This is a genomic window from Paenarthrobacter sp. NPDC090520, from assembly GCF_044769205.1.
In the GTDB taxonomy this organism is placed as follows: Bacteria; Actinomycetota; Actinomycetes; order Actinomycetales; family Micrococcaceae; genus Arthrobacter.
Window position 1 is genome coordinate 17,550 of sequence record NZ_JBIVXM010000002.1, and the last position, 25,351, is coordinate 42,900.

Here is a 25,351-nt window from a genome sequence, read left to right on the forward strand (position 1 = left end):
TCCGGGCGTGGCTCCCGACGCCGGTAGACTGTACGGCGGATGGGTTGACCAGGCGGCCGCGCGCCACGAAAGTGGCTCGAGGAACGTCCGGGCTCCACAGGGCAGGGTGGTGGGTAACGCCCACTCGGGGTAACCCGCAGGCAAGTGCCACAGAAAACAGACCGCCTGCGCCGACCGGTGCCTGCACCGGTTGGTTGGCAGGTAAGGGTGAAACGGCGGTGTAAGAGACCACCAGCTCCCTGGGTGACCGGGGAGGCTAGGTAAACCCCACCCGGAGCAAGGCCAGACAGGACACGTTCGAGGGCTGCCCGCCCGAGTGTCCGGGTAGGCTGCTGGAGGGCGTCGGCAACGGCGTTCGTAGATGGATGGCCGCCACTCCCTTGCCGGTAACGGCTCGGGATGACAGAACCCGGCGTATCGGTCAACCCATCCACATACCCCCTGTCAGTGGTGGTCGTGCCAGCCGCTGAGTTCTTCGAAGATGGGGACGTCCTCCGCGGTCAGGTTCCAGTACTCCTCGCTCTTGGGCACGGATGCGGCATCCGGCTTGTACGGGGGACTGGTGAAGGAAAGGTGCGGCCTTTCCCATGCCACGTCGCGCCGGACCACGCGGGCGGGTGAACCCACGGCGATGACGTTGTTGGGGATGGTTCCGGTCACGATGCTGCGGAACCCAATCACGGAACCGTCGCCCACGCGTGCGCCGCCCAGGGCCACAGCCTGGGCCCCAAACCACACGTGGTTGCCAATGACAACGTCCCTGGCGGGGTTGACGCGACGGCCCGTGGCGACGTCGAAGATGGGATGCCCATCGTCGGTCCGGAATTGGGTGCTGCTGGCGATCATGACGTCGTCACCGAACATGACTGCGGCTCCCTCCACTGCGCTGACCACGGCGACGCTGGTGGTGGTGAAGTCTGCGCCTGTGCGTACCGTTGAATCCTGGCCGACTCGGACGTTCATGCTGAACGGCGACTTGTTGCTGGGACCGATGACGAGCGTGCCGTTGTCGCAGTCGAAAACGGCCTGCAGCTTGGCAATACGGGCGCCTTCCGCGACGATGATGCGGTTGTTCCTGCCTCGAAAGGTCACCGCGATGCCGGTTTCAATGGCCCTGGAACACTCGATGCTGTTCCCGGACCCATCGCTGTGGTCAGCCAGTACTGAGAGTTTGTTCACCTTGGCAGCGTACCGGGAGCTTTTTGTGCCCTCAGACGCAGCGTTGCCTAGACCGCGACGAGCCTGACGTCGCGGCTGCCAGCATTGATGGTGACCTCCAAGGACTTCACATCAAGGGGGACGGTGGCCAAGTGGCGCAGGTGCAAGGTGCCCCCAACAGGGACCACGTGGTGGCGTGTCGATTCACCGATCACTGATGCTACGGCTGTACCTGCGGGCGCGGAGACCGTAGCCGTCAGCTCACGTGTGGAGCCGGGAATGTTCTGCCGGTACTGCGGATAGGGGATGGCTTCCGCGAAAGGGTTACCTGAATCTGTGACCAGGATGTTGTCGCGATGGGTGCTTGAAGCGTCGGCCGCGCCCAGCCCCGATGCCGTCAAAACCAACAGCGAACCCTGGTCCCTTTGTTCCACGAGATAGTCCAGTATGGCGGTGAACGCCTCCATGGACTGCCGGTCTTTGACGCCCAGGTTGTTGGCGTGCCACATCATGACGATGCCGGCCCTCCACGCCCGGGCCCGGTCCACCAAAGCCGTTGCCCGTCCTGGCTCCGTGTAGAGGTCCAGGCTGTAATGGTTCTGCCCATCCCGCAGCACGCCATCCAGGGGACGGTAATAACTGTCCGGGAGATACCCGGAGGCCAAGGCATGGAAGTCGTGGATCAGCCTGCCAGCTGCTGTTCCGGCCCAGGCTGCCACCGTCCTGGACGGCATATGGCCGTCATAGCGGATGCTGGAACCGCCCGGGGGAGCGAAGCAGTCGATCGGAATGCGGGGCAGGAAGCGGCCGAGATCCTGCAGTGCCCCCACGATTTCCTGGTGCAAGGCGTCGTCCCCGGACGCGTCCCTGTGGGTGGCGCCATGGTTCCACACCTCGCCGCCGTGCTGCAGGCAGTAGTGCTGGATGTTCTGCCAGGTATCGCTTTCGGTGGGTACGCTTCCGATCCGTTGGGTGGTGGTGACCCGCGTGAACGGCAGGTTGCGCTCAACCAGGAGCGGCAGCACTTTGTCCCTGAAGTCGCGTGCGCCGTCGTCGAAACGCAGGGCCACGGCACCCCGGCCGCCTGTGCCGATCCGGCCGCCCTTCCGGGCCAGGAGCGCTTGGCGGAGCAGCTCGCGCCGCACTGGATGAGTCACACCCGGGAGTCTACGCGACACTCGTGTGAGTGATTTCACGCATCCGGGCGGCCACTGCGCCGGGATCCAGCCCTAGAATGGTTACTGAACGTAGAAGTTCTGCCGCCGGGTCTGCGTTCGCAGCCGGCGGATTTTCTTTGCTCTCGTTCAAGGCGCCGTGGGTGGACCGAAGCCCGCAGCGCATGTGCCGCAGGACTACTCCGGGCGGCCGACGCCATCTGCATACGAAGACGTATGTGGTTGACCCAAGGAAGGTAGTTCTGTGAGCCAGACGTCAGATTCTTGTCTTGATAAGTGGATGGGCCGGGAGGCCCTCGCCGAGGCCATGATTCCGGTGATCGGCCGGCTGTACCGGGAAAACAACGTGGTCACCAGCATCCACGGCCGGAGCCTGATCAACAAGTCCACCATGAACATCCTGAAGGCCCACCGCTTCGCCCGCCGGATGAGCAATACAGAGCTGCTGCTCGAAGAGACCGCGCCCCTGCTGAATGCCTTGGCTGAGCTGGAGCTCGGCGCTGCCGCGATCGACATCGCCCGACTGACCGAAAAGTACCGTGCAGAGAACGGCGCTGTCTCCCTGGATGAGTTCCTTCGCGCGGAGTTGGCTGACGTTGTGGGCAAGCGCGGCGCGGACGACCGCACCAGCACCGACGTCGTCCTCTATGGCTTTGGCCGTATCGGACGTCTGCTCGCCCGCCTCCTGATCGAAAAGGCAGGCGGCGGACACGGGCTGCGCCTCCGTGCGATCGTTGTGCGCAAGGGCGCCGAGAACGACCTCGTCAAGCGCGCCAGCCTGCTGCGCCGCGACTCCGTCCACGGTTCCTTCGAAGGCACCATCCGGGTGGACGAGGAAGCCAACACCATCACGGCCAACGGCGTCCAGATCCAGGTGATCTACTCCGACAACCCCGCCACGGTGGACTACACCGCCTTCGGCATCAAGGACGCACTGGTGGTGGACAACACCGGCCGCTGGCGCGACGCAGATGGCCTCTCCCAGCACTTGCAGAGCAAGGGTGTTGCCCGCGTCCTGCTGACCGCCCCCGGCAAGGGCGACCTCAAGAACATCGTGCACGGCATCAACCAGGCCGACATCACCGACGAAGACAAGATCGTCACCGCAGCCTCCTGCACCACCAACGCCATCACCCCCGTGCTGAAGGCCCTGAACGACAAGTTCGGGATTATCCACGGGCACGTGGAGACCGTGCACTCGTTCACGAACGACCAGAACCTGATCGACAACTTCCACAAGGGCGACCGCAGGGGACGCTCCGCTGCCCTGAACATGGTGATCACGGAAACGGGCGCCGCCAAGGCCGTAGCCAAGGCCCTCCCGGAGTTGCAAGGGAAGCTCACCGGCAACGCCATCCGCGTTCCCACGCCGGATGTGTCCATGGCCATCCTCAACCTCAACCTCGCCAACGGCACCACGCGCGATGAAGTGAACGACTACCTCCGCGAGATGTCCCTGCACTCGCAGCTGCGCAAGCAGATCGATTACATCGATTCGCCGGACGTTGTTTCCACTGACTTCGTAGGGTCCCGCCGGGCCGGCATCGTGGACGGGCTCGCCACGATTTCCAACGACAAGAACCTGGTTGTCTACGTCTGGTACGACAACGAGTTCGGCTACTCCTGCCAGGTTGTCCGCGTGATGGAGGAGATGGCCGGCGTCAACCCGCCGTCGTTCCCCGCCCGCGACATCGTGGCCCCCATCGCGGTGCTTGAGGCAGCCAACGCCTAAGCCAAAGTGTTACCTGGGTTTCCCGGCTGGGTTACTGGAATCAGCCGGGAAACCTGCTCACAATGGGGTCATGGAAAATGAATCTACGTTGGAGCACGAAACCACGCTTGAACACGCCTTGGACGTGGCCAAGGCCAACCACAAGCAGGCACAAAAACTGCTGGACCAGGCCGTCGCGGCCAATGCTGCCGGCGATGTCACGGACGAGCGCGTTGAGCAATTGCGGGGACTCCTGGCAGTGGCAGCCGAGGACCTGCAGCGCGTGATGCGCGAGCAATAGGCCAGCTATCCTCCATCCACAGTGTGACTCTCCCTGCACACTGTGGACAGCGGCTTCGTTGTCGGTGTTTTGTCCTACGCTCGAAGGGCAACGTCACCCCGATTGAACGGAGCCCCTTGAGTATTACGTGGTCTGCCTACAAGCGTGCCCGCCGCCGGTCCCGGCAAGCCTGGGCCATCCTCGGGCTGCTGGCCGCCACCGTGGTGGGTGGACTGACGTGGTTTTTTACCGCCGGGCAGTTCGATGCTGTGGGCCCGTGGGTCGCAGGCCCAACGGAGGCGCCTGTCTTTGACGCCGCCTGGATGAAGCCGCTCCCGGGCGCCGTCCGCGTCCAGGCCCAGAAAGCGTCTGAGGCCCTGGACCAGCTCGAGGTGAAGGGCAGGTCGTCGAAGAGCGACTATGACCGCACCGCTTTCGGTCAGGCCTGGCTGGATGTTGACCGCAACGGCTGCGACACCAGGAACGATATCCTCCGCCGCGATCTCGCAGGCGTCGAGTTCACCACTGGTTCCACCTGCAAAATCGCCGCGGGCGAAATGCAGGAGCCCTACACTGGCGCGTTTGTGTCATTCCGGAGGGGCCAGGACACCAGTTCACTCCTCCAGATCGACCATGTGGTGGCGCTGGCCGACGCCTGGCAGAAGGGGGCCAAGCAGTTGTCTGCCCAGCAACGCCAGATGCTGGCCAACGATCCGCTGAACCTGATTGCCGCTGACGGACCCGCAAACGTCAAGAAGGGCGCAGGGGACGCCGCAACCTGGCTGCCTCCCAACAAGAACTTCCGTTGCCATTATGTGGCCCGGCAAATATCGGTGAAAACGGCTTACAAACTGTGGGTCACACAGGCCGAGAAGGACGCGATGAAGCGTGTCCTGGCTTCGTGTCCGGAGCAGCAGGCCATTTACAACGAAAGGTGACCATGCCCCAGTTGCCAGGTGCCGCCGTCGTCGATCCTCTCCAGAACCAAGCGCTGTAGTGAGCTTTCTCGTGGCAGTGCGTCCAAGCCCTCAAGCCCACGGTGCCGGAACGTGAAGTAGACGGCATCGGTTGGTGCGTCCGTGCAGCGGTCCAGGGTGAAACGCCTGGCGAAGGACGCGATGTTGCTCTCCGGAAGGTGGTTCGCCAGGTAGGGATCAAGCATCCATGACTCGCAAGTGGCTGTTGCAACGGGCTTGTCGGGAAAATGGCCGGCGAAGAACAATTTCGCGTCCCTGAAACTGGCGTCAACGGCGGCTGGCGCGAGAGCCCCGGCCTCGGGAATGTGGACGCCCAGCACCCAAGACCTTTCCTGGCCGTCTTCAGCCTCGGGTGGCTGCCGTCGGACCAAGTGAAACTGCAGCCTTCCCAGCCGGAAGAGATTCCCCGCCATGTGCAGGGTCAACCAGGACCAGGTGTCCAGCCCAAACCGGCCGTGGACACGCCTGTTGATGCGCAGTTGGAGTCCCACGTCCGCCAGGGACGCGGCTGACACCTCAGGAGTAATGCCCAAGCCGAGATGATAGGAATGCACCAAAGGCGCGAACCGGAGCAACGCAGTAATCCATTCGGACTCCGTGGGTCCGTTGGAGATGACGCTGTCCGAGGGGAAGGTTCCCAGCCTGGCCTGCAGCGCCTCGAGAGCCTGCTGGACGCCGGGGCCCGGAGTTGCCGCAAGCAGGTCCGCGCATTCCCGCGCATCCTCGCCTGTGATGTCGAGGAGTTGGAACAGCTCCGCGCGGTCTCCGGTTGCCATGGGTTAGTGCCCGAACGGATCGGGGTCGACCCCGGGCATCCAGGTCAGCCCCGGGACTCCCCAGCCGCTCTTCTTCGCCTGCTTCATGGCTTTCTTCGCATAGCGGTCCACGAGGCGGTTGACGTACAGCTTGCCGTCCAGATGGTCGAACTCGTGTTGCATGACGCGGGCGAACCAACCCGTTGCCTCGAACTCGACCGGGTTTCCGTCGCCGTCGAAGCCCTGGACGCGGGCCCACTCGGCCCTCTGGAGAGGGTAGTGCTCACCGGGAAAGGACAAGCAGCCTTCAACATGCTCCTCGGGATCCGGAAGGGCGCCCGACACCTTGGACAGGGTCAGGACGGGGTTGACCAGGACGCCTTGGTCCGGCGCGTCGTCATCATTGGCGTACTTGTAGACGAAGATCCGCTTGCCCACTCCGACCTGGGGTGCTGCCAGGCCCACCCCGTTTGCGGCGTCATTCGTTTCGAACATGTCCGAGATCAGCTGGCGGAGTTCGTCGTCAAAGACGTCCACTTCGCTGGCCCGGCGGTGGAGGACAGGCTCGCCCCAGATGGTGATTGGCAGGACCGTCATGTCTGTACTTCCTTAGTCAGTGGCTGCGACCCCTGGTGACTCCGGCAGGAACCACCAGCGGACCAACAAACAAAGGCCGCACCGGATATCCGGTGCGGCCTTTGGGAACCGGCTTTCCAGCCAATCCCGGTGGGGTGAGCGACGGGGGTTGAACCCGCGACCTCCTGGACCACAACCAGGCGCTCTGCCAACTGAGCTACGCCCACCATGCGCCTCTGGGTCTGACCGTTTGACCGGCTTTCCGTGAAGGCAACGACAAATAGCTTACCTGCTGTTTGGGGGTTCAAAGTCCACTTTTGCCGGTTTCACCGAAAAAACCCCAAAAAATGACGCAGATCACACGTCGTCGGCGGCCTTGAGGGTCTCCGCCGAGGCTGTCGTCTCCTTGGAAATGCGCTGCGCGGTAGCGGTGTCCGGTCCGGGGGCAGGCACAAAGACAGCTTCGCGGTAGTACCGGAGTTCGTCGATGGAGTCCTTGATGTCACCGAGGGCCCGGTGGCCACCATGCTTCGCCGGTGTTTGGAAGTAGGCGCGTGGGAACCAGCGGCGGGAGAGTTCCTTGATGGTGCTGACATCGATGACGCGGTAATGCAGGTGTTCAATCACGTTGGGCATGTCGCGGGCGAGGAACATGCGGTCGGTGCCCACGGAGTTGCCGCCAAGCGGCGCCTTGCGGGGATCCGGAACCCATTTCTCGATGTACTCCAACACCAGGGCTTCGGCCTCGGCCATCGTTTTGCCATGGGGGAGTTCATCAAGGAGCTTGGAGCGTGTATGCATGTCGCGGACGAAGTCGTTCATCTGTTCCAGCGCTGCGTCGTCAGGTTTGATGACGACATCCACGCCATCTCCAAGAATGTTGAGCTCGGAGTCGGTCACGAGCGCCGCTACTTCGATCAAGGCGTCGTTGACGAGGTCCAGGCCGGTCATTTCGCAGTCGATCCAGACGATGCGTTCATTAGTAATAGGCACGCGCCCAGCCTATCGGTCAGGTTCCTGCCAGTGCTCCGATGGTACGATTTTTGGGCACGGCAGTGTCATTTCTTCCTGCTGTGACCCACCTCCGGAGATTCGTAATTCCGTCCCGAAACATCAACGGGCAAACGATTGGATGAAATCACATGACGGTGCCCGTACCCGCCGCCCAGAAGGCCGGGAGAGCTGCGGCGCCCGTGGGGACCGCAGCAGCCGAGGTGGACAACCCCCGTTCCCCGCTCATCGCCGGTTTCATCGGATCCATGTTCCTCGTCTTCGGTTCCCTGGGAGTCGGTTGGCTCGCGCCGGTATCGGAATTGAGGCGGCTGCCGCTGTTTATTTGGATGCGGACCGAGGGCCTCGGTGTTGGGCTGTCAATCGTCCTTCTGGCCATCGGTGGAATGTTGTTGGTCAGGGCATGGCTAAGGCTTGGCCAGCGCGTCAGGGTGTGGGGGCTGGAAGCCCGCAAGGCTACCCTGAAGGCCGTGGTGGCCTGGGGCCTGCCCATGATGTTCACGGTTCCCCTCTTCAGCAGGGATGTGTATGCCTACATTGGCCAGGGCCGCCTCATGGTAGAGGGGATCAACCCCTATGAGAATGGCATCTCCGCCCTGCCCAACTACTTCCAACTGGGCGCCGACAAAATGTGGACCGAGGCGCCCGTTCCGTACGGGCAGTTGTTCCTGTGGATCGAACAATTCGTTGTCTGGGTGACGAATGTCCAACCTGAAGCCTGCATTATGCTGTTCCGGCTCGTGGCGGTGGCAGGCGTCATTCTTTGCATCATCTACGTCCCCAAACTGGCTGAACTCCACGGAGTGAACCCGCACCGCGCACTGTGGCTGACTGCGGCAAACCCCTTGTTCCTGACCAACTTCATTGCGAGCGTCCACAACGATGCCCTGATGATCGGCTTGGCACTTGCCGGATTGTATTACTGCGCAACCCGCAGGGTGGTCCTCGGTATCGCGCTGGTGGCCCTTTCCATCTCGGTCAAGCCGATCACCGTCGTGTTCCTGCCGTTCATTGGATTGTTGTGGGCGGGCAAGGGAGCATCCTGGCCCCGGAAGTTCCTGTTCTGGTTCCTGACGGCGGCCCTGACCCTGGGCATCCTTTACGCCATGGGCCTCGTCAACGGCTACGGGTTCGGTTGGATCAAGGGCCTGTCCGCCCCGGGCAGCGTGTGGATCTGGTATGCCCCCATCGGCCTGATCGGATTGATTGTGGCTTCCATCTTCAACGTCTTCGGACTTGATGGCTGGGGCATGGCCAAGTGGGTGTACGACGCCGGAAAGCTCCTGATGCTTGTTGCTGTGGGGTGGCTGGTGTTCCGCGGAGATTACGACCGGCTGATGCGCCGTCTCACTTTGGCCTTCGCTGCCATCGTGCTGCTGGCACCCATGATCCAGTCCTGGTACGTCGTGTGGCTGATTCCGCTGTTTGCCGTGACCGGGATCCGCAACGACTGGCAGGTCAAGGCGGTGTATTTTGTGGTTTCCTTCTTCATGGTCTACGCCATCTCCGACCAATTGGACGTCTTCCCGTACCTGCAGAGCGAAGATCTTGGCTTGGCGTTGACCCTGGCCCGGAACGCCGCAGCCATCATCGCGTTGCTCTTTGCCGTCTACCTGATCTTTGTGGACCCCAAGACCAAGAGCCTGTTCCGCAAGCGTGACGAGCCGGGGCTCCGCCCCATCATTTGAGGCCGCCCTGGCCCCTTGGCCTTGCGGACAGCAACCGCAGTGCTTCCCGGGTGGAAAGGGGACTGAGCGCGGGAGCGTTCTCGGCCGCGAAAGCCCTCACCCAGGCGGGGTCCGTTTTGCTGAACTCCCGCAGCGCCCAGCCGATGGCCTTGCGGATAAAGAATTCCTTATCCGCAAGATTGGCCTGGATGACCACGGACAGCAACGCGGTGTCAGTCTTCGCTTTGGCGCCAAGTTGCGCCGTGATGGAAGAGCGTCGAATCCACATGTCCCGGTCTGCGGACCACTTGACCAGCAGCGGCCTCATGATCTCCGGATGCGCCAACAACAGGGCTCCAATACGGTGGGCAACGCCGTCCACCAGGTCCCACCAAGCCCCGGTCCTGATGATTTCCTCATACACGGGCAACATGCCTAGATCTTCCTTCACCAGCGGAAGACCCGTCAGGTCGATGGCGGCGTATCGTTCCTCCCGGGCCTCCGCGTTGCGCCACAATTCCAGCACTGCCCGACGGACATCTTCCGGTGACGCGAGCGGAAACTGTTTGGCGGCTTCTTTGGTGATCCGGCGGACTTCGGGGACCCTCACCCCCAGCGATGGCATCTCGGACTTCATGTACGCCTGGGCGCCCCGTCCACGATCGGCGTCCGCCGCCGACCGGAGGGCTGAACGGATCGCCTCAAGGAGTTCGGTGTTGTGCATGCCTCAACTGTAGGACGGGACACCACACATGTTCCTTGGGCGTAGCCCGGCCCGGCATCAAGCCACGGCGTCCGCCAGCTCACCGGTCTCCGTGTTCACCAGCATCCTGTCCGGATCCTCGGATCCTTCCGTGCCAACGGCGTCTTCGCTGTCTGCAGGGGGAGTGGGTCCGTCCATGGCGGATTCCCAGTCCTCGCTGGAGCCATCGGGCCGAGGAGCCGTTGCCCCGGCTGCGAGGTCCAGACGGGTATCCGTTGGGGCCATCTCCGGTGCCGGGGAAGTTGCGCTCATCCGCGTAAAGTTCGCCGAGCCCCACATGAGGTCGTGCCCCACGGCCTCGGCATCCACCTCGGCCACGTGGTAGATCTTGCCCTCGTGCTCCCATTGCCTGAGCCGCAGCCGGCCCACCACAATGACGCGCTGGCCCTTTTTGAGGCTGCAGCCCACGTGCCCGGCCAAGTAGCGGAAGGACTGTACCGTGTACCAATTGGTATTGCCATCCACCCAGGCGTTGTTTGCCCGGTCGTAGCGCCGCTCTGTCGTCCCCAGCCGGAACGAAGCGGTGGATGTGCCGCGGATGGTGGTGGAACTCTTGACTTCCGAAGCTACAAAGCCGCGGAGGGTGATGACGTCGTTCATTTGCGGTCCTTCCCGAAGTGGAGATTGCCTTTCCGGCTCCTTCAGCTTCGGCCAGCCGCAAGCGTCGAGGCACTCCCTCGGGCGCCTATGTGCATAACCGGACCCAGACCGACGTCTGTGGAGGGCCAGTGCCGGCTGGGGCGCGCGTCTGGCGGCCAGGGGAAGGAATGCACTGTAAACTCTTTGTGGCGCCAAACAGCCCATGCTGTCCGGCGATCCCGTACGCCCCAGTAGCTCAGGGGATAGAGCAGCGGCCTTCTAATCCGCCGGTCGGGGGTTCGATTCCCTCCTGGGGCGCAAGCATCCCCCGGAACTCACCACGAGTTCCGGGGGATCGTTGCTCATTGACCCGGCTTCCCCGCCTCAAGAAGCTCTTTGAGGTTCTGCAGGACCATGCCCCATGTGGCGGTGGACTGCTGCACTTCCTCTGTGCTCCTGTTGTTTCCCTGCACGATGGTTACCGACGTTCCCTGACCCGCGTCCGCCAGTCGATACTCAACGGTGTGGTAGTTTTCCGGAGCGTCGGGCAATCCCGTTGAAGGGCTGAAGTGTGTCGTTTTCACGCGTTCCATGGGCTCGAACTCCAGGACGGCGCCTTTGTCCTCGTAGGAGTTGCCGTTGTATTCACCCGAGTAAGTGATGGGATCGCCCACCTTCCACGTGGTCTCCACGTTGGTGCCAAGGAAGTACTTCCTGATGATGGCGGGGTCGGTCAGGGCCCTCCATACGTCCCCGCGCTCCGCCGCGACCGTCACTGTGGCTTCCGCATCCGGAATCTGTGCGTTCACGGTGCGCCTCCTTCGTCCATAGATGCGTCCGTTTGGTCCAAACCCGTAGGTCAGGGCAACGCTACGCCCGAAGGGGCGTCCGCGGAATGGCAGAATGGCTGTGTGATGAATGGGGGAGCACAGTGAACCGGCAAAGCGACACGTCCAAACGGCTGGGCGGGGTCTTGCTGTCCTCGCTGGTGGTTGCTGCGGCACTGACCTCCTGCGCGCCGGCACAGCCCTCCAGCACTATCGCACAGCAGACCATCAACCCAGCGCAGCCTGCCACCGCCCAGGCCGTATCGCCAACCGTCCCGCCGGCATCAACGGCCGCGGGGACAACTGCCGATCCTGCTGTGACGGCAACCGCCCAAACCGTGGAAACTACGCTCAAGAACCTCGTGTCCACCACCCCCAAGCCCAGCCAGGAAGCGGTGCGGGCCGCCTTGGTGGCCGCGGGTATCCCAAAGAACAACATTGAGGTGTCCGCCGGCCGGACACCCACGGGCCTCGATGTCGATGCCATGGAAGCGGCGGCCCTTGCCGGAAGCAGTTGCGTCATGGGACAGATCCGTGATGGTGCCGTCGTGGTGACGGTACTTCCTGTCCTGGCCACTGGAAAATGCTTCATCGGAGACGCCAGATAGCTTCACCCGCTTCGACCGAATGTGAGTTCTGCCCGCCAAGCCACTAGATTTAACGGCATGGCGGAATTCATTTACACGATGACCAAGGCCCGCAAGGCCGTTGGCGACAAACTTATTCTGGACGATGTCAGCATGTCGTTCTTCCCCGGTGCCAAGATCGGCGTCGTTGGCCCGAACGGTGCTGGTAAGTCCACCATCCTCAAGATCATGGCCGGACTGGACACTCCCTCCAATGGTGAGGCCCGCCTGAGCCCCGGTTACACCGTGGGTATCCTCTTGCAGGAACCGCCGCTGAATGAGGAAAAGACGGTCCTGGGCAACGTCCAGGAAGGCGTAGGCGAAATCTACGGCAAGATCCAGCGCTTCAACGAGATCTCCGAAGAAATGGCCAACCCGGACGCCGATTACGACACCCTCCTTGAGGAAATGGGCAAACTCCAGGAAGCCATCGACGCCGCCGACGCCTGGGACATCGATTCCCAGCTCGAGCAGGCGATGGACGCACTGCGCTGCCCGCCGGCCGACTCGGACGTCACCGTCCTGTCCGGTGGTGAGCGTCGTCGCGTGGCGCTGTGCAAGCTCCTCCTCCAGAAGCCGGACCTGCTGCTCCTGGATGAACCCACCAACCACCTCGACGCCGAAAGCGTGCTGTGGCTGGAACAGCACTTGTCCAAGTACCCCGGGGCCGTCCTGGCCGTCACCCACGACCGCTACTTCCTTGACCATGTGGCTGAGTGGATCGCCGAGGTCGACCGCGGACACCTGTACCCCTACGAGGGCAACTACTCCACTTACCTGGAGAAGAAGAAGGCCCGCCTCGAGGTCCAGGGCAAGAAGGACGCCAAGCTCGCCAAGCGCCTCACCGAGGAACTGGAATGGGTCCGCTCCAACGCCAAGGGCCGCCAGACCAAGTCCAAGGCCCGTCTTGCCCGCTACGAGGAGATGGCAGCCGAGGCAGAGCGCACCCGCAAGCTCGACTTCGAAGAGATCCAGATCCCGCCGGGACCGCGCCTGGGCAACCTGGTGATCGAAGCCAAGGACCTGAAGAAGGGCTTCGACGACCGCGTCTTGATCGAAGACCTGTCCTTCTCCCTGCCCCGGAACGGCATCGTGGGCGTCATCGGTCCCAACGGTGTGGGCAAGTCCACGCTGTTCAAGACCATTGTGGGGATGGAACCGCTCGACGGCGGCGACCTCAAGATCGGCGACTCGGTCAAGATTTCCTACGTTGACCAGTCCCGCGGCGGCATCGACCCCAACAAGACCCTGTGGGAAGTTGTTTCCGATGGCCTGGACCACATCCAGGTGGGCCAAGTGGAAATGCCTTCGCGTGCCTACGTTTCTGCCTTTGGCTTCAAGGGTCCGGACCAGCAGAAAAAGGCCGGTGTCCTTTCCGGTGGTGAGCGCAACCGCCTCAATCTGGCCTTGACGTTGAAGCAGGGCGGAAACCTCCTGCTCCTTGACGAACCCACCAACGACCTCGACGTGGAAACGCTGAGCAGCCTTGAGAATGCCTTGCTCGACTTCCCCGGTTGCGCTGTGGTGGTCTCCCACGACCGGTGGTTCCTCGACAGGGTGGCGACGCACATCCTGGCCTACGAAGGCGACGACGAGAACCCCTCCAAGTGGTACTGGTTTGAGGGCAACTTCGAGTCCTACGAGGAGAACAAGGTTGAGCGCCTCGGCCCAGACGCCGCGAAGCCGCACCGTGTGACCCACCGTCGCCTGACCCGCGACTAGGACGCCGGTAACAAAAACGGCCGTCCCGGAACGGGCGGCCGTTTTGTTGTTCCGGGGAAGGCGGAAATCAGGGAATCCGGACCATGCCTTCCTGCGCCACAGTGGCCACGTGCACGCCATCGCGGTTGAAGATGCGGCCCGTGGAAAGTCCGCGGGCGCCCTGGGCGCTGGGGGACTCCTGGACGTAGAGGATCCATTCGTCCACCCGGACCGGGCGGTGCCACCACATGGCGTGGTCCAGGCTGGCCACGCTCATTCCAGGTGTCATCCACGCCAGGCCGTGCTTCCGCAGGATCGGTTCCAGCAGGGTGTAATCGCTCGCGTAGGCCAACGCAGCTACGTGCAACTGTGGATCGTCCGGCAGGGGTCCCATGGTCTTCATCCACACCGCGTTGGTGGCCACGTGCTCCGTGGGCGGTGAGACGTACAGTGCTGGGTCGATGTGCCGAACATCGAAGGGTCGTTCGGAGGACATGTGGCGGGCCAGGGGATGGTCATACCGGGAGAGCAACTCCGCGGTGCTCGGAAGCGATTCCGGATCCGGGATCCCTTCCGGCATGACGGCTTGGTGGTCCAGGCCGTCGTCCTGGACCTGGAAGGACGCGATCATCGAGAGAATCGGCACACCGTCCTGGTAGGCGTGCACCCGGCGGGCAGAGAAGGACCGGCCGTCCCGAAGCCGCTCGACGCCAAAAGTGATGGGTTTGTTGGCGTCTCCGGGGCGCAGGAAATAGCCGTGCATGGAGTGGGCAACGCGCCCGGGGTCCACGGTCCGCATGCCGGCCATCATGGACTGGGCCAGTACCTGTCCACCAAAGACACGGTGCCGGGGTTGCTTCTGGGACGGGCCCAGGAAGATGTCCTCGGTGGTGCGGGCTCCGTCGAAGTCGCCCAAATCCAGCAGGTCGATCAGCACTTCCATGGGATCTCCGGAGGGGGCCTCAGCTTCAAGGCCCGCGTTCGTCTCAGTCATGGTTCGACTCTAGACGGCACCCCAACCCCTCTCAACCGCGGACATGCCGGTAGAGTCGTTGATGTGACAGACGTCTTGACCCAGTCCTTCCGCTTTGCCGACCCCCGCGATCTCACCGATCTGCGCACCTACGTGACGCGTGCCAAGAGCATCGAAGACGGCGCCATCCGGCTGCAGGCAGCAGGCCAGGTGCTGGCCGCCTATGTTTGCGTCCTGCGGCCCCGGATCCTTGGCGAGTCGACTCCTACCGTCCTTGGCCTGCGGACCATGGCGCTGGCTGAGGAGGCAGAGGCCGACGTCACCGTTTCGATCGCTTCGATCCTGGACCGGCTTGCCCGTTCCGGCGCCGACGACGTGGACCTGCCCATCCCGCCGTCCACCGTTTCCGAGTCGTGGGCAGGCGTCGGTGCCCCAAGGAGCGGCTGGGAGGCCCAAGGCCCGGTTTCCGACGCAGAACTGAAGGCCGCCGCCGAGGCCGGAATCGCGGAAGTGGCCGGTGTGGTGCCCGCGATGGCGGGTGCCGCCGTCGTCAATTCTGCGCGTGCGGCAGTTTGGAGCCGCAGCCTTCCCGGCAGGGAGGACATCCCTGCCGGCGCTGCCTTCGCTGCTTTCGCCCTGGGATTCCTCGGCGAGGGCGAACAGCAGCTGTTCCGCAACGGCCGGTGGTTCCGCCTCAGCGGGCCGCGCGGGCACGTGCTGGTCCGCACCGGCGCAGGCCTGGGTTTCCAGAACCAGGGCTAGACGGCTGACGGGCTGTTCACCATGGTGAGCGCTGCCCGCTCCATGTAATCCCACAACGTGCCTTCGTGCAGTGGGGACAAGCCGAGCGAATCCACAGCCGCACGCATGTGGAACAGCCAGCGGTCCTTCGCTTCCGGGGTGACCCTGAACGGCATGTGGCGCATCCGGAGGCGGGGGTGGCCACGCTCCTCGCTGTAGGTGGTTGGCCCACCCCAGTACTGCTCGAGGAACATGAGGAAGCGCCGTTTGGCAGGTTCCAGGTCCTCCTCGGGATACATGGGCCGCAGCAAGGGATCCCCGGCAACGCCGTCGTAAAAGACATCGATGAGCTTCACGAACGTCTGGTGTCCACCCACGGCGTCGTAGAAACTGTCCGTGTAGGCAGGCTGGCTGAAGGGATCGTTGCGCATCAACTGGGGGCGCTCGCCGGCCTGCGGGGATGCTGGCGTCGATGCCGGTTCGCGTCCGGCGGTCATGTCATTCACTGGCCTTCTCCTCAGGCTTCTGGGCGGAACCTATTGCTGCTCCGGCAGGTACTTTGGCGTCTTGGTTGTCATCATCGGGCGTGGGTGCATCCAACGGGACGTAGTCGCCTTGGGACCGGTTGCCTACCCGCAGGATTTCGCCGTTGCGCAGATACCAGATGGCTCCGTCTTCGGCCCGGACACGGGTGATGCGCAGACCCACCGACTCGACCGTGCCGATCACTTCGCTGGTCACGATCACATCGCCGATCCCGTACTGGTCCTCAATCGTGATGAAAATGCCCGCGAGGAAGTCACGGATCAACTGCTGGGCACCGAAACCGATGGCCACACCCAGGATGCCCACGCTGGTCAGCAGGGGAGCGACATCCACGTTCATGTATTTCAGCACGTAGATGATCACGATGACCACCACAATGACGCTCACCAGGCTGGTCAGCAGCGAACCAATGGTTTGCGCACGTTGGGACCGCCGTTCGTGGTCAAGCGCCCGGATGGCGGGTTGGACCCACTTGAAGTGCGGCTTCTTGAAGAGCGAGCTGCCGGCGGCAACCCTTCGGGTGATCCGCAGGATGATGAAGCGCGCCACGGTCCACACCAGCAGGCCAACGCCCACTGTAATGAGGATCGAGACGTAGTCGATCTTTTCCGGCTCGATGGTGAGGGTTTCCATGGGGGGAATGAAGGTCAAGGTCCAATAGCTCCTTGTGGTCGGCCCGTGTTCGCCTGGCGCAGAACACTCTGTCCACTACCAACACTAGCGTCGTAGCGTTGCCGCATGCGCATCCTGGTTCTGGGCGGTACCGCCTTCCTCTCCGCCGAAATCGCCCGTCAGGCCGCGGCCTCCGGGAACCACGTCACCTGCCTGGCGCGGGGCACGTCGGCAGCAGCGCCCGACGGCGTCAGCTGGGTGCGGGCCGATCGCTCCGAGGGCGCGGCAGCCTTTGCGGACGTCTCCGGGCAGTGGGACGCGGTGATTGACGTTTCACGCGACCCCGTCCAGGCGAAGACGGCGCTGGAGGTGTTGGGGCCGGACGCCGGCCACTGGACCTTCGTTTCGAGTTGTTCGGTATATGCAGACCATTCTGTTCCGGGGGCCGATGAGAGCGCTCCACTGCTTGAACCCCTTCCGGCGGGCCAATCCGGCAGCCCGGAAACGTACGGAGAGTCCAAGTCGGCGATTGAGCACATGACCCGTGCCTTGGCAGGGGAGAAAGCCCACATCGTCCGGGCCGGCCTCATCGGCGGACCCGGGGACCCCTCGGACAGGTACGGATATTGGCCCGCGAGGTTGGCGGCAAACACCCAACCCGTCCTGGTTCCGGACATCCCCGCCGCCGCTACACAGATCATCGATGTGCGGGACCTGGCGGCCTGGATCCTGCAGTCGGCAGGACGCGGGCTGGTCGGAACGTACAACGCCATGGGTGACGTGGTGCCGTTTGGTCACTACGTCACGGAATCACAACGTGTGGCCGGCAACCCGGCGGAACTGGAAACAGTGCCGGAGCAATGGCTCGTGGACCACGGCGTAGCCTACTGGGCCGGCCCCGACTCACTTCCACTCTGGCTTCCGCCTGGCCACGAAGGATTCCAGGCCCGGAGCAACGCGGCGGCCATCGCCCAAGGAATGATCCTCCGGCCGTGGCAGGAGACGCTCGGTGACACGCTCGCGGACGAACGCGCCAGGGGCCTGGACCGCGACCGCAGGGCCGGACTCAAACCGCACACCGAACGCAGTCTCGTGTCACTCTGGCGGGCCGAAGCGCCTTAGTCCACTGCCGGCGTCGTGGTTGGCCGGTGCAGCACCGGGAAGTTGACGCTGCGGGCGATGAAGCAGACCTGGTTGGCCTCATGGTGCAGTTGCGGCATCAGCTCTTCGTGGGCCGGATCGGCCAGGGTGACACGTGGCTTCAGCGTCACGTTCTCAAATTGGCCGCTGCCATCGCGGTTGAGCTTCATGAGCCCTTCGGCGTTGTCCTCGTAGGCGGTTACCACCACGCCGTGTTTGACGGCCACGTGCAGGAAGGACAGCATGTGGCACTGCGAAAGTGCAGCCAGGAGAAGTTGTTCCGGGTTGTAGCGTGTCCGGTCTCCGTGGAAGGTGGGGTCCGACGAGCCGCGGAGCGTGGGCAAACCAGGGATCTCCACATCATGGTCCCGTGAGTACCCGCGGTAGGTGGACGTGCCGTCCCCGAGGTTTCCGGTCCACCGGACGGTCAGCGCGTAGTGGTGTTCATTGAGGGCCATGCGGACAGTCTAGCCAGCGGCCGGAGACTGTCCGCACGGACCGTGGCGGACCTTAGCCGACGTCGGCAGCCCGGGCACGCAGTGCCCGCGCCACGGCGTCGCGGTTCTCCAGCATCATGCGGCGCAAGGCGGCGCTGTCCTCGGGGAGTTCGGCAAGAAACGCGTCCGTCCGGTCGACCGTGGCCTGGGTGGTCAACTGGGCAGGATAGAGGCCCACCACGATCTGCTGTGCCAGCGCGTGTGTACGTTCCTTGACGATTCCAGGGACCGCCTCGAAGTACTTCTCCGCGAAGGGTTCAAGGAGGGCCGTGTCAGGTACCCGCATGAAGCCGGCCACCGCCGAAGCCTGCAGGGCGTTGGAGAGCTCTCCCTTGACCACGATCGACTCCCAAGCGGCTTCCTTGGCCTCCGGGGTGGGAATGGCTGCTTTGGCTTGTGCGGCGGCGTTCTGGCCGTTGGACGTGTTGTCCCGCGTCAGCTCTTCGTCGATGCGTTCCTGTCCCTGGCGGCCACCGGCAACCAAAGCCGTCAGCAGTTCCCACCGCATGTCCTGGTCGATGGTGAGTCCCGCCAACGTTTCCGTTCCCTCCAGGAGGGCCTGGATACGGTCCAACTGGGTGTCGCTGCGGGAGATCTGGGCAAACGACTTGGCGAACTGCAGTTGCGCGTCGGATCCCGGTTCCACGACGGAGGCGAGCTCCCAGAGCTTGTCTGCAGCGGCAATGGCCGTTTCCTGCTTGTGCCCGGCGGCCACGAAGTACGTCAACGTCGTGGCGAGCTGGCGGAGCTGGACCAGGATCACGGAGGAATCCGTTTCGTGGGCGATATTGGCCAGGATGAGGTCCACGTAGCCGCGGGCAGGAGTTTCGCCGTCCCGTGCAGCGTCCCAGGCCGAACCCCACACGAGCGTCCGTGGCAGGCTCGAGGCGAAGTCCTTGAGGTGTGCCTTGGCTGTTGCGAGGGATTCGGGATCCAGGCGGACCTTTGCGTAAGCGAGGTCGTCGTCGTTGAGGAGCACCAGGTCCGGGCGGGTGCGTCCCACCAGGCCAGGAACTTCCGTGCGCGCACCGTCGACGTCCAGCTCTTCACGGTGGATCCGCTCCAGCTTTCCGTCCACAAGGTTGTAGAAACCCACGGCCAGGCGGTGCGGACGCAGCGTTGGCTGCTCGGTGATGGCTGTTTGCAGGATGGCAAAGCCCGTGATGATTCCGTCCGCATCGACTGTGAGCTCGGGCGCCAAGGTGTTGACGCCTGCCGTCTCCAGCCACAACCGGCCCCACTGGTCCAGGTCCCGGCCGCTCGCGGCCTCGAGTTCCACCATGAGGTCCTGGAGCTCCGTGTTGGACCAGGCGTGCTTGGCAAAGTACGCCCGCACACCGGCCATGAACTGTCCGGGTCCCACCCACGCCACCAGTTGGCGGAGCACGGAGGCGCCCTTGGCGTAGGTAATGCCGTCGAAGTTGACCTCCACGTCCTGCAGGCTGTTGATCTCGGCGAAGATCGGGTGCGTGGTGGGAAGCTGGTCCTGCCGGTAGGCCCAGGACTTCTCCACCGAGGCGAAGGTGGTCCATGCACGGTCGAACTCAGTGTTTTCCACGGCCGCAAGGTGGGACATGTATTCGGCAAACGACTCATTCAGCCAGAGATCGTTCCACCAGCGCATGGTCACCAGGTCGCCGAACCACATGTGCGCCAGTTCGTGCAGCACCGTGATGGCGCGCCGCTCAACCTGCGCTTCGGTGACTTTGCCGCGGAAGACATAGCCCTCCAGGATGGTCACGGCGCCGGCGTTTTCCATGGCTCCGGCATTGAATTCGGGGACGAAGAGCTGATCGTACTTTTCGAACGGGTAGGGGCAGCCGAACTGGGCCTCGAAGAACTCGAACCCTTGCCGGGTCAGCTCGAAGATGTTCTCCGCGTCCAGGTATTGCATGAGTGACTTGCGGGCAAAGACGCCCAGCGGCACAACGCGGCCGTCGGAGCTTGTGACCTGGGAACGGACGGACTGGTAGGGCCCGGCGATCAACGCGGTGACGTAGGAGGACAACCGTGGCGTGGGGGCGAATTCCCACACCGACCGGGCCGCGCCGTCCTCACCCGCGTCTGCCTGCACAGGCGTCGGAGTGGGGGAGTTGGACACCACGTCCCAGTGGGATGGCGCTGTAATGGTGAACGTGAAGCTCGCCTTGAGGTCCGGCTGCTCGAAAACGGCAAACATCCGCCGGGAGTCCGGGACCTCAAATTGCGTGTAGAGGTACACCTCCCCGTCAACCGGGTCAACGAACCTGTGGAGGCCCTCGCCCGTATTCATATACGGTGCGTCGGCAACGATGGTGAGTTCATTCTCTTCGCCGAGGTTGGGGAGCTGGATGCGCACTCCGTCTGAGACGTCGGATGGTTCCAGTTCGATTCCGTTCAGCGTCACGCTGTGGACTGCGTCCGTAATGGCGTCGATGAATGTTGATGATCCAGCCTGCGCGGAAAAGCGCACCACGGTGGTGGATCCGAAGACTTTGGCGCCCTTGGTCAGGTCCAGGGTGACGTTGTAGGACTCGACGTTGAGCAGTTCCGCGCGCTTCGCGGCTTCGTCGCGGGTCAGGTTAAGGCCTGGCAAGTGTGCCTCCAGAAGATTGGGGTGGCCGGCCGGGATCATGATCCGGTCGCTGGTGTGAAGCCATTCTTTCACTCTGTCGCTTGTTGGCAAGCTTGTTGGCAAGGAGGAGTCCGCACAGTGTCGCCACCACGGAGTAGCGTTTAAGCATGGGAACGTTCCGGGATTCGCTCGACACCCGCGCACTTCGGTTCGCGCTGGCCTTTCCGCTGCTGCTTGCCGTGGGATTCGTGGTGTGCGCCCAAATGTTGCGGAACAGCCTTCCGGATCCCGTCGCCGTGATGTGGAACGCCGACGGCGGCAGTTCCTTCGCGCCGTTCGGAGCCTATGTGGCAGGCGGCGCAGGACTCATCGTCCTGTGCGGTTGGGTCGCCTTCCTCCAGTCCGTTCCCATCTCGCGGCCCGTGGTCATGCGCCGCGTCATGATGGGACTGGGGCTGATGGTCAGCCTGTTCATCACCACGGTCCTGGCGGCGGGCCTTGTGGGGCAGTCCGGAGTCGGCGACGCGAGGTTGTCACATGTCGACCCGATCGTTTTGGCGATGGGCAGTGGCGCCGCGCTCGCGCTGGGTGTGGTGATGATGTTTGCCTTCAAGCCGGATCCCCGGTGGACGCAGGAGGATGACCACGCGCTCGAAGCCGAACGCCTGCGTGCTGCCGATCCCGATCTGGCCCGGGACACGCTCCGGATGTGGGTTCACGCCCGGAGTTCGGTCTTCATCATGATCATCATCTCCGCGCTCTTCCCGGCCGCTTTGATCGCAGTAGCCATTCCATGGCTGGGGGCCTTGCTGGCAGCGGCTGGACTGGTGGGCGCCGGCTTCCTGTTCGCACGCGTCCGTGCGGACAGGGGAGGGCTGCAGGTATTCGCCGGTGGCCTGGTCCCCGTACTGAACGTTCCCGCCGTCGATATTGCCGCGGCGGCTCCCACCGACGTCAAGGCCGCTGACTACGGCGGTTGGGGCTGGCGACACCACGAAGGCGCCACCGCCATGCTGGTCAGCAGCGGGCCGGCCGTCGTCGTTCGACGGCTTAACGGTGGACGGGTGGCACTGAGTGCCGGTACATCGGTTGCCGCGGACAAACTCGCCGGCATCCTCAACCGCGCTGCCGAACGGGCACACCAGGACGGGCAGCCCCAGCAACCGGGCTCGCGGTAACCTAGGTAACGCATCCCTCCCCGCCGCGCCTTGGCCAATGCTGAGCAGTTGCCCAGTGCTGTGCCGCCCGCGCCACAAAGAACGGACTTCCTGTGACTACACCCCGCGTCCACATCGCCACGGACCACGCCGGCATGGAACTCAGCGCCCACCTGGTCAGCCACCTCACCGCCAAGGGCTATGAAGTTGTGGACCACGGACCCAAGGAATACGACGCCCTGGACGACTACCCCTCGTTCTGCATCAACGCAGGCGTAGCCGTGGTGGCGGACCAGGAAGCCGGAGTCCACGCGCTGGGGATCGTGCTGGGTGGCTCCGGAAACGGTGAGCAGATCGCGGCCAACAAGGTCAAGGGCGTGCGCGCGGCGCTCGCCTGGAACCTCTCCACGGCCAAGCTCGCCCGCGAGCACAACGATGCCAACGTGATCGCAGTCGGCGGCCGCCAGCACACGGTTGAGGAAGCAACGGAACTCATCGAGGCCTTCCTGGCGGAACCGTTCAGCAATGACGAGCGCCATGTCCGCCGCATCGGCAAAATCGCGGTCTACGAGACCACCGGCGAAATTGTCGAATAGTGCCTGAAGGGCATTCCATCCACAGGCTGGCGCGTCAGTTCCAGGATGTCTTCGGTGGCCGGCGCCTTCGCGTGAGCAGCCCGCAAGGGCGGTTCGCCGAGGGTGCGGCGCTGCTGGATGGACACGTCATGGTGGACGCGCTTGCCCACGGCAAGCAACTGTTCCTGAAGTTCGACCATGACCTGTTCCTTCATGTGCACCTCGGCCTTTACGGGGCGTGGAACTTCGGGGGAGACAGTTCCTTCGCTGGTGCGTCCAGCATCGGCGCGCCACGACGGATCGGTGAGCGTGAATCCGGGCCGGCCGGTGCAGACACGGACTATTCCGGACCGCCGGAGCCGGTGGGGGCCGTCCGCGTCCGCCTTGTCTCCGACCACGGCTGGGCGGACCTTCGCGGCGCTACGACGTGTGCCGCCATTACGTCGGATGACGCAGCCAAGGTGCTCGGCAGGCTGGGCCCGGACCCCTTGCGGAATGGGCCTGGCGACCGCGATGAGTTCATCCGGCGGCTGCGGAAGCGGAAGACCGCCGTCGCGCTCCTGATGATGGACCAGTCGGTCCTGGCCGGCGTAGGCAACATTTACCGGGCCGAAGTGCTGTTCCGGCAGGCAGTGGACCCGTGGAAGCCCGGCTCTGCCGTGGATACGGGCACCGCCGGCCGCCTGTGGGATGACGCCGTTGCGACCATGTCCGACGGCGTCCGCGACGGCCGGATTGTCACCACGCCGCCGGCACTATGGACAGATGGAGCGGAAACGGCGCCCGACGCCGATGCGCACTTCGTCTACAAACGCGAAGGACTGCCCTGCCGTGCCTGCGGGACGGTAGTGGGCATGGCGGAAATTGGTGCCCGCAAGCTCTACTGGTGCCCTGGCTGCCAGATTTGAACTCCGGAAGTACCAAAAAGAGCCCCGATCCTGAAGGATCGGGGCTCTTTTGTTTTCCCTGGAGGGGAAATTCCCTGGAGGGGACGACGGGAATCGAACCCGCGTAATCAGTTTGGAAGACTGAGGCTTTACCATTAAGCTACGTCCCCGAAAGGATCTCCTGTTCAGGACATCTTCCCGGCGGCTGTTCAAGCCGGGTACAACTAAACCTAATTCCGGCGACGGTGTCAAATGTGCATTCCTGGCCCGCTTGCCCGTAGACTGTCCTGTGCGTTCGGGGTGTAGCTCAGCTTGGCTAGAGCGCCTGCTTTGGGAGCAGGAAGTCGCAGGTTCAAATCCTGTCACCCCGACTCTGTGTTTCGTGTCCATTTCTTGGAACGCGACAGAACCCCATACCCATCAATCCAGGAGTACTTAGACTGTGAAGAGCGCTGTCGAGAACCTCACCGCCACGCGGGTCAAGCTCAATGTTGAGGTTCCCTTTGAGGAACTGAAGCCGAGCATCGATGCCGCGTACAAGACCGTTGCTTCGCAGATCCAGGTTCCCGGATTCCGCAAGGGCAAGGTTCCCTCCAAGCTCATCGACCAGCGCGTCGGTCGCGGATACGTCCTGGAGACTGCCATCAACGATGGCCTGAACGGCTGGTACCAGGCCGCTGTGCAGGAAACCGGCGTTCGCCCGCTGAGCCGCCCCGAGGTTGAGATCACCGAGGTTCCGGACCCGTCCGCAACCGACGGCGAGCTCAAGTTCCAGGTGGAGGTTGACGTCCGCCCCGAGATCGAGCTGCCGGACTACGCAGGCATCAAGGTGGAGGTCGCAGCTGCTGAGTCCTCCGACGCCGACGTCGACAAGGCCCTTGACGAGCTGCGCGGCCGTTTCGGCACGCTGAAGTCCGTCGAGCGTCCTGCCAAGAACGACGACTTCCTCACCATCGACATCACCGCCACGATCGACGGCGAAGAGATCGACTCCGCATCCGGCCTGTCCTACCAGGTTGGCGCCGGCACCATGCTCGAGGGCCTGGACGAGGCCGTAGAGGGCCTGTCCGCTGACGAAGAAGCCATCTTCGACACCACGCTGGTTGGTGGCGACCACGCCGGTGAAGCCGCCCAGGTCAAGGTTGTCGTCAAGGCCGTCAAGGAGCGCGAGCTCCCCGAGGCGAACGATGACTTCGCACAGCTGGCTTCCGAGTTCGACACCCTCGCTGAGCTCCGCGAGGACCTCGCCAAGCAGGCAGCCGACTCCAAGGTTGTCGGCCAGGGCGTCGAGGCCCGTGACAAGGTCCTGGACAAGCTCGTTGAGCTCGTTGAGGTCCCCGTTCCGGATTCGGTTGTGGAAGAGCAGCTGGAATCGCACTTCAACCCGGAGAACGCCCACGGCGAAGGTGACCACGACACCGAGGAGCACCGCGCCGAGGTCAAGGCCAACACCGAGCGTGCGTTCCAGAACGAAATCATCCTTGACGCCATTGCAGACAAGGAAGAAGTCAACGTCAGCCAGAACGAGCTGATCGACTACATCGTCACCACCGCCAGCCAGTACGGCATGGACCCGAACCAGTTCGCCCAGATCATCGATCAGAGCGGCCAGGTTCCCATGATGGTTTCCGAGGTCCGCCGCCGCAAGGCGCTGGCCGTCGTCCTTGGCCAGGCTGAAGTTGTGGACTCCGAAGGCAACAAGGTGGACCTGACCGACTTCGTGCGCCCCGCCGGCGAAGCCGTGGAAGAAGCTCCCGCAGCTGAGGCTGCTGAAGAAGCCGATACCGTTGCCAGCGATGACCCCGCAGCAGTGAAGTTCTAGTTTCAGGCACTAACCGGCCCCGGATCATTCGATCCGGGGCC

At 63.6% G+C, this 25,351-nt stretch carries 25 protein-coding genes, 4 tRNA genes and 1 other RNA gene; 15 read left to right on the top strand and 15 right to left on the bottom strand.

Annotated features, from left to right (window positions below):
- The first annotated feature begins 40 nt into the window (after nucleotides 1-40).
- Nucleotides 41-433, top strand: an RNA gene (gene rnpB, locus ACIQTZ_RS02715) — RNase P RNA component class A.
- 11 nt (nucleotides 434-444) lie between these two features.
- Here rnpB and ACIQTZ_RS02720 read toward each other — a convergent pair.
- Together ACIQTZ_RS02720 and ACIQTZ_RS02725 are read right to left on the bottom strand one after the other, a co-directional pair.
- The gene (locus ACIQTZ_RS02720; protein ID WP_402943060.1) at nucleotides 445-1,179 is read right to left on the bottom strand and encodes an acyltransferase; all 735 of its coding nucleotides are present in this window, start codon (nucleotides 1,177-1,179) and stop codon (nucleotides 445-447) included.
- A gap of 47 nt (nucleotides 1,180-1,226) precedes the next feature.
- A complete protein-coding gene (locus ACIQTZ_RS02725) occupies nucleotides 1,227-2,315 on the bottom strand; it encodes a polysaccharide deacetylase family protein (RefSeq protein ID WP_402977318.1) in 1,089 nt (362 codons plus the stop codon).
- A gap of 262 nt (nucleotides 2,316-2,577) precedes the next feature.
- Between ACIQTZ_RS02725 and ACIQTZ_RS02730 the strand changes: the two genes are divergently transcribed.
- From ACIQTZ_RS02730 to ACIQTZ_RS02740, 3 genes are all read left to right on the top strand, one after another.
- Nucleotides 2,578-4,065, top strand: a complete 1,488-nt coding sequence (locus ACIQTZ_RS02730) for a glyceraldehyde-3-phosphate dehydrogenase (protein ID WP_400331720.1) — start codon at nucleotides 2,578-2,580, stop codon at nucleotides 4,063-4,065.
- A 70-nt stretch (nucleotides 4,066-4,135) separates the two neighbouring features.
- On the top strand, nucleotides 4,136-4,345 hold the full coding sequence (locus ACIQTZ_RS02735; protein ID WP_387437088.1) for a hypothetical protein: 210 nt from the start codon (nucleotides 4,136-4,138) through the stop codon (nucleotides 4,343-4,345).
- A gap of 116 nt (nucleotides 4,346-4,461) precedes the next feature.
- Nucleotides 4,462-5,262 carry an HNH endonuclease family protein gene (locus ACIQTZ_RS02740; protein WP_402977321.1) on the top strand — a complete coding sequence of 267 codons (801 nt, stop codon included), beginning with the start codon at nucleotides 4,462-4,464 and terminating at the stop codon, nucleotides 5,260-5,262.
- On the opposite strand, the gene ACIQTZ_RS02745 is transcribed toward ACIQTZ_RS02740, so the two are convergent.
- From ACIQTZ_RS02745 to orn, 4 genes are all read right to left on the bottom strand, one after another.
- Nucleotides 5,247-6,077 carry an acyltransferase domain-containing protein gene (locus ACIQTZ_RS02745; protein ID WP_402977324.1) on the bottom strand — a complete coding sequence of 277 codons (831 nt, stop codon included), beginning with the start codon at nucleotides 6,075-6,077 and terminating at the stop codon, nucleotides 5,247-5,249. The two genes, ACIQTZ_RS02740 and ACIQTZ_RS02745, sit on opposite strands and share 16 nt — an antisense overlap.
- Before the next feature lie 3 nt (nucleotides 6,078-6,080).
- Entirely contained in the window at nucleotides 6,081-6,653 is a 573-nt protein-coding gene (gene def / locus ACIQTZ_RS02750; RefSeq protein ID WP_402977327.1) for a peptide deformylase, read from the bottom strand.
- Nucleotides 6,654-6,783: 130 nt separating this feature from the next.
- Nucleotides 6,784-6,859 (bottom strand) — tRNA-His (locus ACIQTZ_RS02755).
- Nucleotides 6,860-6,989: 130 nt separating this feature from the next.
- The gene (orn, locus tag ACIQTZ_RS02760) at nucleotides 6,990-7,625 is read right to left on the bottom strand and encodes an oligoribonuclease (protein ID WP_402977330.1); all 636 of its coding nucleotides are present in this window, start codon (nucleotides 7,623-7,625) and stop codon (nucleotides 6,990-6,992) included.
- A 149-nt stretch (nucleotides 7,626-7,774) separates the two neighbouring features.
- On the opposite strand from orn, the gene mptB reads away from it, so the two are divergent.
- Complete coding sequence (mptB, locus tag ACIQTZ_RS02765) at nucleotides 7,775-9,331, top strand: polyprenol phosphomannose-dependent alpha 1,6 mannosyltransferase MptB (protein ID WP_400331734.1); 1,557 nt, start codon at nucleotides 7,775-7,777, stop codon at nucleotides 9,329-9,331.
- Here mptB and ACIQTZ_RS02770 read toward each other — a convergent pair.
- Both ACIQTZ_RS02770 and ACIQTZ_RS02775 read right to left on the bottom strand, forming a co-directional pair.
- Nucleotides 9,324-10,034 (bottom strand): DNA alkylation repair protein, encoded by a 711-nt coding sequence (locus ACIQTZ_RS02770; protein WP_402977333.1) that lies wholly within the window; start codon nucleotides 10,032-10,034, stop codon nucleotides 9,324-9,326. The genes mptB and ACIQTZ_RS02770 overlap by 8 nt on opposite strands.
- 57 nt (nucleotides 10,035-10,091) lie before the next feature.
- Nucleotides 10,092-10,673, bottom strand: coding sequence for a single-stranded DNA-binding protein (locus ACIQTZ_RS02775; RefSeq protein WP_402943040.1), 582 nt, complete (start codon nucleotides 10,671-10,673; stop codon nucleotides 10,092-10,094).
- A 224-nt stretch (nucleotides 10,674-10,897) separates the two neighbouring features.
- On the opposite strand from ACIQTZ_RS02775, the gene ACIQTZ_RS02780 reads away from it, so the two are divergent.
- A tRNA-Arg gene (locus ACIQTZ_RS02780) sits at nucleotides 10,898-10,970 on the top strand.
- 44 nt (nucleotides 10,971-11,014) lie between these two features.
- Here ACIQTZ_RS02780 and ACIQTZ_RS02785 read toward each other — a convergent pair.
- A complete protein-coding gene (locus ACIQTZ_RS02785) occupies nucleotides 11,015-11,461 on the bottom strand; it encodes an SRPBCC domain-containing protein (protein WP_402977336.1) in 447 nt (148 codons plus the stop codon).
- Between the two features lie 86 nt (nucleotides 11,462-11,547).
- Here ACIQTZ_RS02785 and ACIQTZ_RS02790 point away from each other — a divergent pair, with 86 nt between their 5' ends.
- On the top strand, nucleotides 11,548-12,087 hold the full coding sequence (locus ACIQTZ_RS02790) for a DUF6993 domain-containing protein (RefSeq protein WP_402943036.1): 540 nt from the start codon (nucleotides 11,548-11,550) through the stop codon (nucleotides 12,085-12,087).
- 57 nt (nucleotides 12,088-12,144) lie between these two features.
- The gene (gene ettA / locus ACIQTZ_RS02795; RefSeq protein WP_400269143.1) at nucleotides 12,145-13,827 is read left to right on the top strand and encodes an energy-dependent translational throttle protein EttA; all 1,683 of its coding nucleotides are present in this window, start codon (nucleotides 12,145-12,147) and stop codon (nucleotides 13,825-13,827) included.
- Between the two features lie 67 nt (nucleotides 13,828-13,894).
- On the opposite strand, the gene ACIQTZ_RS02800 is transcribed toward ettA, so the two are convergent.
- A complete protein-coding gene (locus ACIQTZ_RS02800) occupies nucleotides 13,895-14,800 on the bottom strand; it encodes an acyl-CoA thioesterase (protein ID WP_402977339.1) in 906 nt (301 codons plus the stop codon).
- 63 nt (nucleotides 14,801-14,863) lie between these two features.
- On the opposite strand from ACIQTZ_RS02800, the gene ACIQTZ_RS02805 reads away from it, so the two are divergent.
- Nucleotides 14,864-15,541 carry a hypothetical protein gene (locus tag ACIQTZ_RS02805; protein ID WP_402977342.1) on the top strand — a complete coding sequence of 226 codons (678 nt, stop codon included), beginning with the start codon at nucleotides 14,864-14,866 and terminating at the stop codon, nucleotides 15,539-15,541.
- Here ACIQTZ_RS02805 and ACIQTZ_RS02810 read toward each other — a convergent pair.
- Together ACIQTZ_RS02810 and ACIQTZ_RS02815 are read right to left on the bottom strand one after the other, a co-directional pair.
- The gene (locus ACIQTZ_RS02810; RefSeq protein ID WP_402943138.1) at nucleotides 15,538-16,017 is read right to left on the bottom strand and encodes a globin; all 480 of its coding nucleotides are present in this window, start codon (nucleotides 16,015-16,017) and stop codon (nucleotides 15,538-15,540) included. The two genes, ACIQTZ_RS02805 and ACIQTZ_RS02810, sit on opposite strands and share 4 nt — an antisense overlap.
- A gap of 1 nt (nucleotide 16,018) precedes the next feature.
- Nucleotides 16,019-16,717, bottom strand: a complete 699-nt coding sequence (locus tag ACIQTZ_RS02815; protein ID WP_402977345.1) for a mechanosensitive ion channel family protein — start codon at nucleotides 16,715-16,717, stop codon at nucleotides 16,019-16,021.
- A gap of 87 nt (nucleotides 16,718-16,804) precedes the next feature.
- Between ACIQTZ_RS02815 and ACIQTZ_RS02820 the strand changes: the two genes are divergently transcribed.
- Nucleotides 16,805-17,800: an NAD-dependent epimerase/dehydratase family protein gene (locus ACIQTZ_RS02820; protein ID WP_402977348.1), complete on the top strand. Its 996-nt coding sequence runs from the start codon at nucleotides 16,805-16,807 to the stop codon at nucleotides 17,798-17,800.
- Here ACIQTZ_RS02820 and ACIQTZ_RS02825 read toward each other — a convergent pair.
- Nucleotides 17,797-18,276, bottom strand: coding sequence for an OsmC family protein (locus ACIQTZ_RS02825; RefSeq protein ID WP_400331757.1), 480 nt, complete (start codon nucleotides 18,274-18,276; stop codon nucleotides 17,797-17,799). The genes ACIQTZ_RS02820 and ACIQTZ_RS02825 overlap by 4 nt on opposite strands.
- Nucleotides 18,277-18,328: 52 nt before the next feature.
- Nucleotides 18,329-20,929, bottom strand: a complete 2,601-nt coding sequence (pepN, locus tag ACIQTZ_RS02830) for an aminopeptidase N (RefSeq protein ID WP_402977950.1) — start codon at nucleotides 20,927-20,929, stop codon at nucleotides 18,329-18,331.
- A gap of 107 nt (nucleotides 20,930-21,036) precedes the next feature.
- Between pepN and ACIQTZ_RS02835 the strand changes: the two genes are divergently transcribed.
- The 3 genes from ACIQTZ_RS02835 to ACIQTZ_RS02845 all read left to right on the top strand — a co-directional run bounded on the left by ACIQTZ_RS02835 (nucleotide 21,037) and on the right by ACIQTZ_RS02845 (nucleotide 23,509).
- Nucleotides 21,037-22,047 (top strand): hypothetical protein, encoded by a 1,011-nt coding sequence (locus tag ACIQTZ_RS02835; RefSeq protein ID WP_400331760.1) that lies wholly within the window; start codon nucleotides 21,037-21,039, stop codon nucleotides 22,045-22,047.
- Between the two features lie 92 nt (nucleotides 22,048-22,139).
- Nucleotides 22,140-22,622, top strand: a complete 483-nt coding sequence (locus tag ACIQTZ_RS02840) for a ribose-5-phosphate isomerase (protein WP_400331762.1) — start codon at nucleotides 22,140-22,142, stop codon at nucleotides 22,620-22,622.
- On the top strand, nucleotides 22,622-23,509 hold the full coding sequence (locus tag ACIQTZ_RS02845) for an Fpg/Nei family DNA glycosylase (protein WP_402977351.1): 888 nt from the start codon (nucleotides 22,622-22,624) through the stop codon (nucleotides 23,507-23,509). Before ACIQTZ_RS02840 ends, ACIQTZ_RS02845 begins: the two co-directional genes overlap by 1 nt.
- Nucleotides 23,510-23,584: 75 nt before the next feature.
- On the opposite strand, the gene ACIQTZ_RS02850 is transcribed toward ACIQTZ_RS02845, so the two are convergent.
- A tRNA-Gly gene (locus ACIQTZ_RS02850) sits at nucleotides 23,585-23,658 on the bottom strand.
- Nucleotides 23,659-23,784: 126 nt separating this feature from the next.
- Here ACIQTZ_RS02850 and ACIQTZ_RS02855 point away from each other — a divergent pair.
- Nucleotides 23,785-23,859: transfer RNA gene (locus ACIQTZ_RS02855), tRNA-Pro, on the top strand.
- A gap of 71 nt (nucleotides 23,860-23,930) precedes the next feature.
- Nucleotides 23,931-25,310, top strand: a complete 1,380-nt coding sequence (gene tig, locus ACIQTZ_RS02860) for a trigger factor (RefSeq protein ID WP_400331768.1) — start codon at nucleotides 23,931-23,933, stop codon at nucleotides 25,308-25,310.
- The last annotated feature ends 41 nt before the right edge of the window (nucleotides 25,311-25,351 follow it).